The sequence below is a fragment of the Pseudomonas sp. NFACC04-2 genome (genome assembly GCF_900119265.1).
GTDB classification, from domain to species: Bacteria; Pseudomonadota; Gammaproteobacteria; order Pseudomonadales; family Pseudomonadaceae; genus Aquipseudomonas; species Aquipseudomonas fluorescens_AA.
The window spans coordinates 147,696-160,773 of record NZ_FPJC01000005.1; the positions used below are offsets into that span (position 1 = coordinate 147,696).

The following is a 13,078-nucleotide window of genomic DNA, read 5'->3' on the forward strand; positions in this document are numbered from 1 at the left end:
AGCCGTCAGGCCGCCTTCGCGAGCAAGCCCGCTCCCACAATGGGCCTGTGGTGAACACAAGACTCATGGACACTCACCGACCTACATATTCCCGAAGGCCCTGAACACACCAATCATGGCCGGGCCGATGGCGACCAGGAAGAAGCTCGGCCACAGGCAGAAGATCAGCGGGAAGATCAGCTTAGTACCAATCTTGGCGCCCATTTCTTCCGCGGCCTGGGTCCGCCGGTCGCGAAACTCATCGGCGTAGATCCGCAGGGTATCGGCCACGCTGGTGCCGAAACGGATACTTTGTGCCAGCAGGCTGACCAGGCCCTGGATATCCTCCAGTCCGGTGCGCACGGCCAGTTGCTTGAGCGCCTCGGTACTGGTGATGCCAGCCCGGATCTGCGCATTGACCAACGCCAGTTCCTCGGCCAACTCAACCTGGCTGACCGACATCTCTTCAGCCACCCGTTCAATCGTCGTGGGCAGGGCCAGGCCCGACTCGACGCAGACCACCATCAGGTCCAGTGCATCCGGGAACGCCGCGCGCAACCGGCCCTGCCGTGCCTGCTTGCGTTTGCCGACGTAGATCGCCGGCAGCAGCCAGCCGATGCCCGCGATGAGGGTCACCGCCAGCAGACCGATAGCCACTGAAACCTTGACCATCGGCAGCAGCAACAACGCAATGCCGACCAGCAACAGCGGCAGCATCAGGCGCACCGCCCAATACATCTGCACCGCCGAGGCAGAGCGGTAACCGGCGTGGGTGAGCAAGGTCTGGGTCGCGGACGTGTGGGCCTGGTCGGTGGAGGCAAAACGTTGGCCGACTCGTTCCAGCAAGAGCTGCAGGTTACCCGGCGCCTCCTGCCCCGTCGTGCTGCCAGCGTAACCACGCTTGATCAGCGCCAGGCGCCGCTGTACCGGATCCTGCAGGCCCAGCATCAAGAGCAGGAGCGCGACGGCCGCCAGCACCGTGCTGAGGCCAATCGCGGCGATGAACAACAGCCGTGCCAGTTCTTCGTTGCCGGTCAACCGACTCAACAATCCGAGCAAAAAGTCCATGACTGAAACCTCTTGGCGCAACAGCGCTTAAACCTGGATCCGGATGATCTTTCTTATCCAGATAATCCCGATCAACATGGCGCAGAACGCGCCGATGATCAGCTTGTGTCCTATGGGGTCATTGATCAGCACTGGCATGTAGCTGGGGCTGGTGAGCACAATGGCGATCGCCAGCACGAACGGGATCGCCACCAGCACCCAGGCCGACATGCGCCCTTCCGCCGACAACGTCTTGATCTTGCGCTGGAACCGGAAACGCCCGCGAATCAGCCGACTCAAACGCTCCAGCACTTCGGTCAGGTTGCCGCCGGTCTCGCGGTGGATGAGGATCGACGTCACCAGCATCATCACCGTCATGCTCGGCATGCGCTCCAGCAGCCCGAGCATGGCCCGGCGCACGTCGTTGCCATAGTTGATGTCGGAAAACGTCATGCCGAACTCCTGGGCGACCGGCCCCTTGTGCTCCTCGGCGACCAGACGCAGGGTTTCATTGAACGGGTGGCCGGCGCGCAAGGCTCGGCACATGGCGTCCAGCGCATCCGGCAAACCTTCCTCGAACGCGGCGAAGCGCTTGTTGCGGTCACGCAGGATTTTCAACACTGGTGCCCAGGTCAGCGCAAAGGTCGCCAGCAGCGCCATCCACCAGACCGGCGAGACCATCAGCACCAAGGCACCGGCCGCCGCCCCCAGGACCAGACCGAGCAGCATGACCCGATAAGCCCGGTATTCATGGCCGGCCTGCTCGATCAGTTGCGTCAGGTTGGCCATGAACGGCAGTTGTTCCAGGCGAGCTTCCAGGGGTGAAAGGCGCGTCAGGTATTTCTGCCGCAACACGGTCTGCATGTTGGGCAAGTGGTTGGCCTTCTCCAGCACGTGCAGGCGCCCGCGAATACGCTTGCGCATCTTGCCGGCTTCGCCGAACACCGGCACCACCACGCCCTGGGACAGCAGGAACACGGCGATGAACACCATGCCAAGGAAAATCAGGATGAACTCACTGGGGATATTGCTCATGACGTGCGGCCCTCCATCCACTCAGGGCGAAACAAAGTCAGCGGCAACTCGATGCCGCGCTTGGCCAGCACATCGCGGAAGGCCGGGATCATGCCGCTGGGCCGATATTCTCCAAGCACCTCGCCGTGCTCGCCGATGCCCTGGCGCACGAAGGAGAAAATTTCGGTCATGGTGATGATCTCCCCTTCCATCCCGTTGATCTCTTGCATGCTGACCACGCGTCGCTTGCCGTCTTCTTGACGCTCCAGTTGGATCACCACATCGATGGCCGAGGCAATTTGTTGACGCATGGCCTTGATCGGAAATGTCGCCCCGGTCATCGACACCATGTTCTCGATTCGCCCCAGCGCATCCCGTGCGGTGTTGGCGTGAATGGTGGTCAGCGAACCGTCGTGGCCGGTGTTCATCGCCGTGAGCATGTCCATCGCCTCGGCGCCACGCACCTCACCGATGACAATCCGGTCCGGGCGCATGCGCAGGCTGTTTCGCACCAATTCCCGCTGGCTCACCTCACCGCGCCCCTCGATGTTCGACGGCCGGGTTTCCAGGCGCACCACGTGGGGCTGCTGCAGTTGCAGCTCGGCCGAATCCTCGATGGTGACGATGCGCTCGTTATGGGGGATGAAACTGGAGAGCACGTTGAGCATGGTGGTCTTGCCACTGCCAGTCCCACCGGAGATCAGCACGTTCAGGCGCCCGCGCACAATTGCCTTGAGCAGCAAGGCAATGGCCGGAGTCATGGTGCCGACTTGGATCAGGCTGTCGGTGTTGAGCAGGTCCACGGCGAAGCGCCGGATCGACATGCTCGGGCCGTCGATGGCCAGCGGTGGAATGATTGCGTTGACCCGCGAACCGTCCTTGAGCCGGGCGTCCACCAACGGCGAAGACTCGTCGATACGGCGCCCCAGGCTGGACACGATGCGGTCGATGATGTTCAGCAAATGCTGGTCGTCGCGAAAACGCACGTCGGTGCGTTGCAGCTTGCCGAAGCGCTCGACATAGACCGAGGCAAACCCGTTGACCAGGATGTCGGACACGCTATGGTCGGCCAACAGCGGTTCCAGCGGCCCGAGGCCGAGCACTTCGTCGGTGATCTGCTTGATGATCAATTGCCGGCTGACGGTACTCACTGGCGCCGAATGTTCTTCCAGCAGGCGCTGGCAGATATCGCGGATCTGCCGCGCGGCCTCGGCCTGCTCGAGGGCATCGAGCAACGACAGGTCCATGACCTTGAGCAGTTGCTGGTAGATCTTTTCCCGCCACTCGGCCTCCACCGGAGTGACCTGGCTGCGGGTTTCGTAAAGCACGTCCGGAATGGCCTGCTCCCAGGCCATCAACGCGTCTGTCGGGTCCGGCAGGCCGTCGCCGGGCTGAGCACCCGCTAAAGTGCCAGGTTTGGCGGGCTGTTTGCGCAAGCGGTTACGAAAGTCGCTGATCATGGGTCATCCCCCGAAAAAACGGTTGAAGGCACGTTTAAGCAGGCCCTTGTCCGTGGCCATCTGGTGACCGACCAGGTCTTCGGTCAAATCGCGCAGGGCAGCGGTGATGGCCGCCTTCGGCGCATGCAGCCCCAACGGTACGCCAGTGTTCTGACTCTGGCTGACCAGGTTGAAGTCATTGGGCAATTTCGACAGGTTCGCGCAGCGCAGGGCCTCGCCGATGTCCTTGAGGCTGACGGCGGCGTTTTTGTCATAGCGATTGATCACGATCTGCAACTGCTCCCCGCGCACACCCAGGTCTTCGCGAAGGATCCGCACCAGAGCGCTGGCATCACGCAGGTGGCTGACGCTCTGTTGCACCACCACGTACACCCGGTCCACCTGTTCCAGTACCGAACCGGTGAGGTGATCGATCTGCCGCGGCAGGTCCACCACCACCCAGTCATAACTGGCGCGGGCCAGTTGCAACAGGGCATCGAGCTGTTCGGGTTGGGCATCCTGGGGCAGGCACAACTCACCGGCCCGGCCTCCCAGGATATGCAGGGTCGGGCTGAAGTGGCTGCAAAAACCCCGCAGCGCGACACTGTCCATCTCATCGATCTGCTGCAGCACTTCCAGATGGCTGTGGGATTGGGCCACATCCAGGTAATGGGTCACGCTGCCAAATTGCAGGTCCATGTCCAGCAACAGCGTATTGCCTGCCCGGGCGCTGAGCTGCTGGGCCAGGTTGCACGCCACCAGGGTTCCACCGGAGCCGCCCTTGGCGCTGATCACCGCGACCAGCTTCCCTTCGTTGCCGTTGCCGAGACGGACTTCCGCCACCAGGCGATTCAGGGCCGCCACCAATTCCGTCTCGGCAATCGGCTCGGGCAGCACATCGCGGGCGCCGGCCTGCATCGCCAGGCGCATGCCTTCCTGTTCACCCAGCGGACCGCAGACCAACAGCGGGGGACGCTCATGGGCCGGGCGCTGCAGCAACGCCGCCAGCTCTTCGCGCCACAAGTGGCTGACCCGCAGTAGCAACAAGTCGGGCATCCGGTCCAGACCGTAGAGCGGATCGACATGGCCGTTGCTGACCAGGCGCGTGCTGACCTCAAGGCCAGGCATGCGCTGGCAGACACATTGCAGGTCGCGCAGGGACGTAGCATCGCGACTGCTGATCAGTATCCGCAGCCCGGCTCTGCCAGTGGTGGTCGAAAGCGGATTTTCCCTGGTGTTCAGCATGGTGTGATCTCCCCGGAATCGGAATGACGCCCAAGGCTTTCGCGTGGCAAGGTTGCCCTGAACGTGGGCAAGGTAATGGGCACGCCCAAGCCGGGAATGAACAGGTTGAAAACAAAGTTCTGCACGCTCAGCCGGACATAGCGAATGGCTCGAAAGCCGGTGGCGCCGGACGTGTCGGCGGGGTTCGCTACCACGGCACCGTTGACGTCCAGGTAGGTCAGCGCCAGGTTCGAGGTCGCCAGGTTACTGATCAGTTGGCTGGTGCCGGCGTCCGTCGCGGCGTTGAAGATGGCCCGGCGCAAGACCACCGGATCGCTGACATTGCACACCGCCGCCAGCCGCGCGCCACGGCGCGCCGCTTCATCCAGCGCATTGACCGTGAAGTACAGCCGGCCCATTTCCACCACGCCGAACAGCAGGATGAACACCAGCAAGCCCACGAAGGAGAACTCCACGATGTAAGTGCCGCGCATGTGTTTGTAATTCATCACAGCGCCCTCATGACAGTCGTCGCCACCAACTGGATGCCCAGTGGAATGGCATTGCCGAAAAAACCCGGGATCGAACCCGCGCAGTTGCCCGCGCCAATCACCGGGCAGAAGGTGTAGGTAATGGTGACGCGCACATGATCGATGCCCTCGGCGGCGACCTGCACATTCGCCGTGGTCAAGCCTGACACCACGGCGGTTCCCGTCGCGCTGGGCACGCCATACACCGCGACGTTTTTCGTCTGGGTCAGGAGCGTGCTGCCCAAGGCGACGGTGCCAAGGGTGGAGTTCCAGGCCTGGCTGGCGACGAAGCGATCGGCATCGCGGCTGGCCTGCAACAGCACGTTGTACTGGTAGAGCATGCGGCCGAACTCGCCGAAGGCCAGCAGCAACAACAGCAACAACGGCAGCACCAGGGTGAACTCCACCAGCGCCACGCCTTGTTGGGCTTGCGCGGGTTTGAACTGAGAAAGTCCCATGACGCCTCCTACGAGTCGGTGCTCGGCGTGCCGCTGCCGTTGAGATAGGTTTTGTAGAGTTGGATGATCTGCGGGCCGGCATCGGTGGACGGCGTAGGGCCGGGTACGTTGTCGCCTTCGCACTCCTGGACGAACTGGCCGAAGATGATGGATTCCGAACCACCGCCGTCCACCGGCTGCACGACGAAATAGCAACCGAACCCCAAGACTGGAATCGACGTCGAGCCGCTCAGTTTCCCGGCGCAATCGCCAATCACGATTTTCAACATCCGACGCTCGAAAACCCCGTTGCTTTGGCAGCCGCTGGCGCCCCCCGCCACACAGGCGGCGACCTGGGCCCGCCAGTCGTTGTAGTCCTGTATCGCCTCGCCGCCCGCCGAAAGATCGCCGTTGCTCGAAGTGACGGCTTTGCCTTTGTATTGCGCCTGGGAGAGCGCATCGTTGTAGGTGATCGCCGGGGTGCCTGACGCTGTGACCAGGTCCGGTGGGTAGTCCGAAGAACTGACCGGGCCGTTGTAGATACCGAAGCGCGTGTTCAAGCCTTGGGAAGTAGGGCCGGCTTTATTACCCGGCGCCGTCTGGACGTCGCTCCCGACACTGCGGCAAACCGAGCCACCGCCGGCCAGGTCCTCCCGGACCGCACTGCCGCCCGAGCCGAAGTCGAGCAATTGGAAGTTGCCCGGCCCAATGGGCGATGTGTTCCCCGCCGCCGTTTTCAAGACCTCCAGGTCGCCAAATTGGTACCCCCAGAAGTTGCCGGCGCCAGGGTTGTATTGAGTGGGATCGCCACACACCATCAACGGCGCCAAGTCACAAGGCGAGGTGGGGCTGGGACCTGCCGTTGCAATCGCCGCCACGCGCTTGTTGCCCAAGCCGGCGCTGCCCATCGTTTGCACGAAACTCCAGAAAAACCCGTTCAATTGATAACTGGCCACCGACACCCGCACGTATTTGGCATCGCTAGGCCCGGGATAGGAGAACGGGCCATAGACGCTGCTGGACAGTTCCACCACGGCAAACGCCCCCGGGTTGCCGGCGACCGCGGTGGCCAGCTCGGTGTTGCCTGAGGCGTTGGCATTTCTGTTCAGCGTGTCCAGGGCCGCCGCGCGGGTGGTGCTGGCCATGTTGATGCCGCCACTCACCTGGCTCAGGGTCTTGGCGCCGCCCAAGGCCGCGGCATCCACCGCATTTTGCAGGCGCGTCTTGTTCAGCAGCATGTGCCCGCCATCCAGGGCCAAGGCCGCCATCATGGAAATCGCTACCAGCGCGATCACCATCAGTACACTCACCGCCCCTCCCTGGCGCCGGATATTGGCATTCATCATCGAGCCCTCATCTACTACGTTGAGGATCGGCATCGCCACGCTCCGCAAGGGCCTGGCGTGGAGGCGTCACTCAGCGGACATTGATCACACTGCTTTCAACCCCTCGGATCAGCGTGATTGCCCCGCCTTGCGGCTTGGCACTGCGCTGCACCACAGGTTTTGGCACCGGGGCGGCCGCCATGGCCATGACCGGCGCAGGGGCTGGCGGCGCAACGGCCACGGCTTTCTTCTCCAGGTTCAATGGGTTGCGCAGCGCCAGTTGCAGCTTGCCTTCGGTTTGCGCAGTGACCAGCGCTTCGGCTTCGGTGACTGACATTTCCAGGGTCACGGCCCGCACCACCACCGGCTGGGTCTTGTCGGTGCCCGCCGTCTGGTCCACCGCCAACACCCGCAGGTTTTCCAGGATGGTCCGGGACGTGGCGCTGTTGCTGCCGGCGCTGGTGGTCTTGGTCGCCAGTACATCGACCCGGTTGCCCGGCAAGAGAAAGCCACCCACGCCGACCACATCATCCACGCGGACCGAAATGGCGCGTTTGTCCGGCGCGATCAGCGAAGCCAGGGTACTGCCGCCCAAGTGCTCACTCAGACGCGCGCCCCGCACGATGTCGCCGCGCAGGATGTCGAAGGTGGCGATCTTGCCCACGGCCTGTTCGCTGGCATCGAAAGCGTCGTCCGGGATCGTGTCCATGGGCATGCGCACGGTGGTGACTTGCTGGGCCTCGACCATTTGCCCGAAGGGGATTTCCACCGTGGCGACCACCACGCTTCGCAAATGATCATCGGGGGACGCGTTGAGTCGTGCGCTCAGCCAGGCGTCAGCCATCCATGCGGCACCAAGGCCCATTACCAGGGAAACGCCAATCAGCGGAAGTGTACGAGAGCTCATGTCGGTATCTCCGGATCAAAGGAAGTCGAGCTGAACGAAGTAGTTGTGCCAGGCCCATTCCAGCTCTTGCGGCAACAGGGGGCCGGAACCGCCCAGGTAACGCTGGCGGTCGAGCGCCATGTTCAACAGGTCACGGGGGTGGCAAGGCACCAGCGGCATGCCTTCGCTTGCATACAACCGCTGCAGGACATGGCGCACCAACAGCGGGTCATACAGGATGCCCAGGCGCTCGCACTCCTGGCGCCAGATGCGTTCGTAATCCTCGGGCTTGAGGTAGCCAAACTGCACTTTGTAGCCAATGCGCCGCAGGAAGGCCTCGTCGGCCAGTTCGAGGGGATTGAGGTTGGTGGAAAACACCAGCACCAGGTCGAAAGGCAGTTCGCAATGCCGGCCACCGCCCAGGTTGATAAAATCGCGCTTCTCCTCCATGGGCACGATCCAGCGATTGAGCAACTCAGCGGGAGCCATGCGTTGGCGCCCCATGTCATCGATGATGAACAGGCCGTTGCTGGCCTTGAGCTGCAGCGCCGCCTGGTATTGCCGGGTGAACGGGTCGTAGCGCACGTCCAACTGCTCCATGCTCAGCTCGCCGCCAGTGATGACAATCGGGCGTTTGCAGCACAGCAGCCGGCGGTCGATGCCTTCGTTGAGCATCAGGTTGTTCGCTTGGCCATTGTCGTCCAGGCGCTGGTGCACCTGCGGGTCGTAGATCTCGATCACCGACTCGTTGATGACGATGGCATGGGGCACCCAGATGGCCTCGGCGAAGAGCCGGATCAATCGGCTGCTGACATAGGTTTTGCCCGTGCCCGCCGGCCCGTAGATCATGATTGCCCGCCCGGAATTCAGGGCGACGCCCAACTGGTCGAGCATGCCTTGGCTCAGCACCAGGCCGGCCAAGGCCTGGTTCATGTCCTTGGCGGTGATGCGACCGTGGTGGATGGTCTGGATCTTGATCAGCGAGCGATACGTGCTCACCGGGAACGGCGCCGCGCCGATGTAGCCACTGCGGGCCAGGGCATCACGGGCCGAACTGCGGCCGCGCTCGGTGAGGCCATAACGCAGCGTCTGCCCACCGGTTTGCCCCAACTGGCCCAGCACTTCGACACGACCGTCTTTGCGCAGGAACGCCAGGACTTCCTCCAACACCGCGCCAGTCAGGGCCAGGCGCTCCACCAGCCGCGACATGTCCAGCACACCGGCGTCGTGCAGATGCTTGCACACCAGCTCACCCAGGAAACTGTCGGTCAGGCCTGTGTCGCGAATGGTGCATGGCTGGGGTGCCAGGCGTTGTACCGCTTCCCGTTCGCTGGGGTAGGCATCGCTATCGTTGATGACGTGCATGACTAGACTCCCCAGCCGCCGGCAACCAGTTGCCAGTAAACGCTGTTCAAAGTGCCGATCAGGATCGCAATCGAATAGGGGAAGGGTTTGCCTGCCACTTCGTCCGAAGTCGGCGCCAGATAGGCCTGGGCTCGTACAATCAACCAGTAGCGTCCCAGGGTCTGGAGCAGTTGGCCCCGAGCCAGGACGATCAGGAAACCGCACACACCGCCGGCGATCAGGCTGAACAGCGCCGCCCACAGTGCGTAATGAAAAGGCAGGAAGCTGCCGACCATGGTCATCAACTTGACGTCCCCGGCGGCCATGCCACCGACGGCGTACATGGGCAGGAACAGCGCGAAACAGATCAACATGCCCAAGAGGCTGTCGCCCAGGCCACCAATGCCGCCGGTATACACCTGACCGGCCAATCCCAAGGCAAGGCCCAACAGGACCAGCGTGTTGGGGATGCGGTGGCGAAGCAGATCGCTCACCACCGCCACACCCAGCAGTCCCAGCAGCAGTACCGTCGACACCAGCAATTCCATGGACATGATGCGTCTCCCTAGTGCGATTATCGTTAGCAGGCGACGTTGCCATTGGCGGCTTGGCACAACGCACGGATCTTGGTATCCACTACACCGCCCAGAAGGACGAATGCCGCTGCCACCAACACCGTGATCAAGCCTCCCGCCACCGCGTATTCAACGATGGTCAGGCCGTCTTCATCTTTGGCGAACTTGTTGATCGAAGTGCTTATTGTCTGGAGAGTCATTTCATGAACCTCACGCGGGTCAGAAGTACTGTTACGAACTTGATTGGAGGGGACAGCGCGAAGTCCATTTGATTGATTCGTTGTACTCACTGCAAAAGAGTCGCAAGCGGTTTTCCTTGAAAGTGACCGTGCCCCCTTCACTGCAAGTTGCCGCCGTCAGCAGGCAACGTTGCCGTTGACCGCCTGGCACAGCGCACGGATCTTGGTGTTCACGGCACCGCCCAGGAGCACAAATGCGGCGGCCACCAACACGGTGATCAACCCGCCGGCCACGGCGTATTCCACAATGGTCAGGCCATCTTCATCTTTGGCGAACTTCAGCACCGAAGCCTTGATTGTTTGAAGAGTCATTTCGCACACCTCATCGGGTTGTTTTATCAAGGGCAGTCCATTGCGAACTGCCTGATGCAACCCTAGTCAGCAGGTGGTCATCGCCGTTAGGAAGATTTTGCACATCGCTAGGATTTTTTTGCGCCGCACAGGACAGGCGCCGCGGCGGGAAATCCAGCCTGGGCAACGCGAACGGGCGTCCCATGACGACGGATGGCGCTAAACGATCGGACTTTTATAAAAATTTATTCGGCGAAATGATGGCACAGTGGCAATACTGCTAGCTAAAGGGCAGCAAGCACCTGTGGGTAGTCGTCCTATGGCGTCCAATCCGACTGCAAAACCAAAGCTGTTATGGGTCGATCTGACCCATGACCGGTCCACCCAGGAACTCGTCTCCCTGTTCCAGGACACGTGCGACTGTACGCTGGCAAAAAATGCCATGCTGCCCAGCGCGGAGCAGGTCGACATGATCTGCATCCATTTCGACCGCCCGGACACGCCGGGCCTGCGACGCCTGTTGGAAATCAAACGAACCGCTCCTGGCACGCCCATCACCATGTTCACCGTGCAGCACTCCGAAGAGCTGGCGGTGTGGGCCATGCGCTCCAGCGTCTGGGAATACATGGTGCTGCCCTTGTCCGGCGCCGAGAGAAAGCGCTACCTCACCGCAGTGGTGCAACTGTGCGAACTGCGCCGCAATGCCAATGGCCGAGCAAAGACCTCACAGATCGACCACTCCCCGACCTTGCCGGACAGCATTCGCCTGACCTCCGGGCACCAGAAGCACCAAGCCCTCAGCCACATCATGTTGTACATCGACCAGCATTTTCGCGACAGCATCGATCAGCGCGACCTGGCTAAGCGTTGCGGCATGACGACGTTTCGTTTCAGCCGGGTGTTCAAGGAAGCCAATGGGCTCGGTTTCACCGACTACGTGCTGAACAAACGCATGAGCTTTGCCAAGGAGCTGCTCGATAACAGCCAGATGCCCATCACCAGCATCGGCTACGAGGCCGGCTTCAAGGACCCGTCCTACTTCGCTCGCGCCTTCAAGCAATACGCCAGTTGCACGCCCAGTGAATATCGTCTCGCATACCAGATGCGCAACGCACATCCAGCAACGTCACCGGATGAGGCCGCCCTGGAAGCGATTGAAAACCTGGTACACAGCCTTGAGGGTTAAAAGATTTTTACCGTTATCGTCATCGTTCTATAAACATCCCCCCGTACCAGAGCTAGACCGGACGTCCATGGCCGGGGAGCGACCTCGTCGATCGACCACTCCCCGCCCCTGCCTGACAGGCGCCCTGGCTCATGGGGCGAGTTTTCTTCTCTCGATAGGAATGGACAGGACAATGCTGGTCCGGGTCTCACCGTACGCATTGATTTTCGCAATAATGTCCTCGATCTCAGCCATGGATCTGGCGTAGATGCGGATCAGGTAGGAGTCATTCCCCGTGATGTGCAGGCACTCGACGACTTCGGGTATGTCGGTGAGTGTCGCTATCAATTTGGCTTTCGCCGGCTTGAGGGTGGTGATGCCGACGACAGCCGATATGCCATACCCCAGCTTGGTTGGATCTAACTGAGCGCAATAGCCCTTGATGACCCCGGAGTCTTCAAGTTTGCGCAACCTGTCATTGGTGGCAGGAATAGAAAGCCCCGCGTGCTTGGAAAGGTCTGTGATGGAAATCCGACCACAGTCCTGTACCTTACCCAGGATTTTGACGTCTATACGATCCATGTGCGTTTTCCCCGGTTAAAAGTATAAATTTTAATGAAAAGCCCGCGTTTTTCATTAAAAAAAGCATGCACCAAAATAAAGCATGGCGCTAGTCTATTTCCAGCCTGAAAAGCCTGAATAGAATCCGGGCAATCAACGACTCTGTTCTTTAGCGTGACGCACTCATAATAAAATATTCTCTCCAGGGATGGTGTTCGCATGGAAGATGAAAAGAAAAAGTGTGAAAAAAAACCTCACCCGCTCGCTCAGCACATTGGCACGCAAGTCCTAAGTCTCCGGCGCTTCAAAAAAGATCAGTTATTGATGTACCTGATGGGTGTGTGTTTCTTTTCGTTGGGTGCCAAGTGTTTCATCATCAGTCAACTGGGTACTGATCCTTTAGATGTCTTGATCATCTCGATCGATCAAGCACTCATGCTGGGCATGGGCGTTTGCTCGGCTATCGTGTCGCTGTTTTTCCTGACATGGTGGGTGCTCTGGAACAAAAAATACCCACCGATAAGTCCCTTCATTACAACGACGTTGACTGGGCTGCTGATTGATCTCTGGTCGTGGCTGGGGCTCGGAGAGTACTTGATCGTCAGAATGAATGAGTACGCGCTATTGGCCTCGGGGCTGATGCTGTGTGCCTATTCCTCCGCATTGATCATCATGAGCGGTATCGGCATCAGGATCATGGACCTGGTGGTATTGACCATGGTATCCAAATGGAACTGGTCGTTCACCAAAGCCAAAATGATTATTGAAATCGGCATCTTTTCGAGCGGTTGGCTTTTAGGCGGGCCCTTCGGTATCGGCACGATTGCATTTCTGCTGGTGATCGGCCCACTTATTCAACCGTTCATGAACATGAATGCCAAGCGCTTTGCACTTAAAAACTATGGATTGATGAGCGCTTCATCCGCTTACTAATAAATCTACAACTATGACTGCCCTGCAGGGCAGCAGGATCGTTTCGCCTCGACTTTTTAAACCGATGCTATTGATGGCAACTTCCGTGA

General features: G+C 60.5%; 15 protein-coding genes. 2 read left to right on the forward strand and 13 right to left on the reverse strand.

Annotated features, from left to right (window positions below; genetic code table 11):
* Positions 1-81: 81 nt before the first annotated feature.
* The 12 genes from BT125_RS09480 to BT125_RS09535 all read right to left on the reverse strand — a co-directional run bounded on the left by BT125_RS09480 (position 82) and on the right by BT125_RS09535 (position 10,351).
* Positions 82-1,047: a type II secretion system F family protein gene (locus tag BT125_RS09480; RefSeq protein ID WP_072406368.1), complete on the reverse strand. Its 966-nt coding sequence runs from the start codon at positions 1,045-1,047 to the stop codon at positions 82-84.
* A gap of 27 nt (positions 1,048-1,074) precedes the next feature.
* Positions 1,075-2,061, reverse strand: coding sequence for a type II secretion system F family protein (locus BT125_RS09485; protein ID WP_072406370.1), 987 nt, complete (start codon positions 2,059-2,061; stop codon positions 1,075-1,077).
* Complete coding sequence (locus tag BT125_RS09490; protein ID WP_072406372.1) at positions 2,058-3,500, reverse strand: TadA family conjugal transfer-associated ATPase; 1,443 nt, start codon at positions 3,498-3,500, stop codon at positions 2,058-2,060. The genes BT125_RS09485 and BT125_RS09490 overlap by 4 nt, the downstream gene beginning before the upstream one ends.
* Before the next feature lie 3 nt (positions 3,501-3,503).
* Positions 3,504-4,724, reverse strand: coding sequence for an AAA family ATPase (locus BT125_RS09495; RefSeq protein ID WP_072406374.1), 1,221 nt, complete (start codon positions 4,722-4,724; stop codon positions 3,504-3,506).
* The gene (locus BT125_RS09500) at positions 4,718-5,212 is read right to left on the reverse strand and encodes a TadE family protein (RefSeq protein ID WP_072406376.1); all 495 of its coding nucleotides are present in this window, start codon (positions 5,210-5,212) and stop codon (positions 4,718-4,720) included. Before BT125_RS09500 ends, BT125_RS09495 begins: the two co-directional genes overlap by 7 nt.
* The gene (locus tag BT125_RS09505; protein WP_060741202.1) at positions 5,212-5,691 is read right to left on the reverse strand and encodes a TadE/TadG family type IV pilus assembly protein; all 480 of its coding nucleotides are present in this window, start codon (positions 5,689-5,691) and stop codon (positions 5,212-5,214) included. Before BT125_RS09505 ends, BT125_RS09500 begins: the two co-directional genes overlap by 1 nt.
* Before the next feature lie 8 nt (positions 5,692-5,699).
* Positions 5,700-7,016 (reverse strand): TadE/TadG family type IV pilus assembly protein, encoded by a 1,317-nt coding sequence (locus BT125_RS09510; protein ID WP_072406378.1) that lies wholly within the window; start codon positions 7,014-7,016, stop codon positions 5,700-5,702.
* 70 nt (positions 7,017-7,086) lie between these two features.
* Positions 7,087-7,902, reverse strand: coding sequence for a Flp pilus assembly protein CpaB (gene cpaB, locus BT125_RS09515; RefSeq protein ID WP_072406380.1), 816 nt, complete (start codon positions 7,900-7,902; stop codon positions 7,087-7,089).
* Positions 7,903-7,917: 15 nt separating this feature from the next.
* Positions 7,918-9,246, reverse strand: coding sequence for a P-loop NTPase family protein (locus tag BT125_RS09520; RefSeq protein WP_072406382.1), 1,329 nt, complete (start codon positions 9,244-9,246; stop codon positions 7,918-7,920).
* Between the two features lie 2 nt (positions 9,247-9,248).
* Positions 9,249-9,779, reverse strand: a complete 531-nt coding sequence (locus tag BT125_RS09525) for an A24 family peptidase (protein ID WP_072406384.1) — start codon at positions 9,777-9,779, stop codon at positions 9,249-9,251.
* A gap of 26 nt (positions 9,780-9,805) precedes the next feature.
* The gene (locus BT125_RS09530; protein ID WP_072406386.1) at positions 9,806-10,000 is read right to left on the reverse strand and encodes a Flp family type IVb pilin; all 195 of its coding nucleotides are present in this window, start codon (positions 9,998-10,000) and stop codon (positions 9,806-9,808) included.
* A gap of 156 nt (positions 10,001-10,156) precedes the next feature.
* Positions 10,157-10,351: a Flp family type IVb pilin gene (locus BT125_RS09535; RefSeq protein ID WP_008070254.1), complete on the reverse strand. Its 195-nt coding sequence runs from the start codon at positions 10,349-10,351 to the stop codon at positions 10,157-10,159.
* Between the two features lie 298 nt (positions 10,352-10,649).
* Between BT125_RS09535 and BT125_RS09540 the strand changes: the two genes are divergently transcribed.
* Positions 10,650-11,516 carry a response regulator transcription factor gene (locus tag BT125_RS09540; protein WP_072406388.1) on the forward strand — a complete coding sequence of 289 codons (867 nt, stop codon included), beginning with the start codon at positions 10,650-10,652 and terminating at the stop codon, positions 11,514-11,516.
* Between the two features lie 129 nt (positions 11,517-11,645).
* Here the strand turns inward: BT125_RS09540 and BT125_RS09545 are convergent, their stop codons facing one another.
* A complete protein-coding gene (locus BT125_RS09545; protein WP_072406390.1) occupies positions 11,646-12,077 on the reverse strand; it encodes an Lrp/AsnC family transcriptional regulator in 432 nt (143 codons plus the stop codon).
* Positions 12,078-12,275: 198 nt separating this feature from the next.
* On the opposite strand from BT125_RS09545, the gene BT125_RS09550 reads away from it, so the two are divergent.
* Positions 12,276-12,989, forward strand: coding sequence for a YczE/YyaS/YitT family protein (locus tag BT125_RS09550; protein WP_072406392.1), 714 nt, complete (start codon positions 12,276-12,278; stop codon positions 12,987-12,989).
* Positions 12,990-13,078: the final 89 nt, after the last annotated feature.

Coding starts and splice junctions, on each gene's coding strand:
- BT125_RS09480 (WP_072406368.1), bottom strand. CDS start 1,047: ATGGACTTTTTGCTCGGATTGTTGAGTCGGTTGACCGGCAACGAAGAA.
- BT125_RS09485 (WP_072406370.1), bottom strand. CDS start 2,061: ATGAGCAATATCCCCAGTGAGTTCATCCTGATTTTCCTTGGCATGGTG.
- BT125_RS09490 (WP_072406372.1), bottom strand. CDS start 3,500: ATGATCAGCGACTTTCGTAACCGCTTGCGCAAACAGCCCGCCAAACCT.
- BT125_RS09495 (WP_072406374.1), bottom strand. CDS start 4,724: ATGCTGAACACCAGGGAAAATCCGCTTTCGACCACCACTGGCAGAGCC.
- BT125_RS09500 (WP_072406376.1), bottom strand. CDS start 5,212: ATGAATTACAAACACATGCGCGGCACTTACATCGTGGAGTTCTCCTTC.
- BT125_RS09505 (WP_060741202.1), bottom strand. CDS start 5,691: ATGGGACTTTCTCAGTTCAAACCCGCGCAAGCCCAACAAGGCGTGGCG.
- BT125_RS09510 (WP_072406378.1), bottom strand. CDS start 7,016: ATGATGAATGCCAATATCCGGCGCCAGGGAGGGGCGGTGAGTGTACTG.
- cpaB (WP_072406380.1), bottom strand. CDS start 7,902: ATGAGCTCTCGTACACTTCCGCTGATTGGCGTTTCCCTGGTAATGGGC.
- BT125_RS09520 (WP_072406382.1), bottom strand. CDS start 9,246: ATGCACGTCATCAACGATAGCGATGCCTACCCCAGCGAACGGGAAGCG.
- BT125_RS09525 (WP_072406384.1), bottom strand. CDS start 9,779: ATGTCCATGGAATTGCTGGTGTCGACGGTACTGCTGCTGGGACTGCTG.
- BT125_RS09530 (WP_072406386.1), bottom strand. CDS start 10,000: ATGACTCTCCAGACAATAAGCACTTCGATCAACAAGTTCGCCAAAGAT.
- BT125_RS09535 (WP_008070254.1), bottom strand. CDS start 10,351: ATGACTCTTCAAACAATCAAGGCTTCGGTGCTGAAGTTCGCCAAAGAT.
- BT125_RS09540 (WP_072406388.1), top strand. CDS start 10,650: ATGGCGTCCAATCCGACTGCAAAACCAAAGCTGTTATGGGTCGATCTG.
- BT125_RS09545 (WP_072406390.1), bottom strand. CDS start 12,077: ATGGATCGTATAGACGTCAAAATCCTGGGTAAGGTACAGGACTGTGGT.
- BT125_RS09550 (WP_072406392.1), top strand. CDS start 12,276: ATGGAAGATGAAAAGAAAAAGTGTGAAAAAAAACCTCACCCGCTCGCT.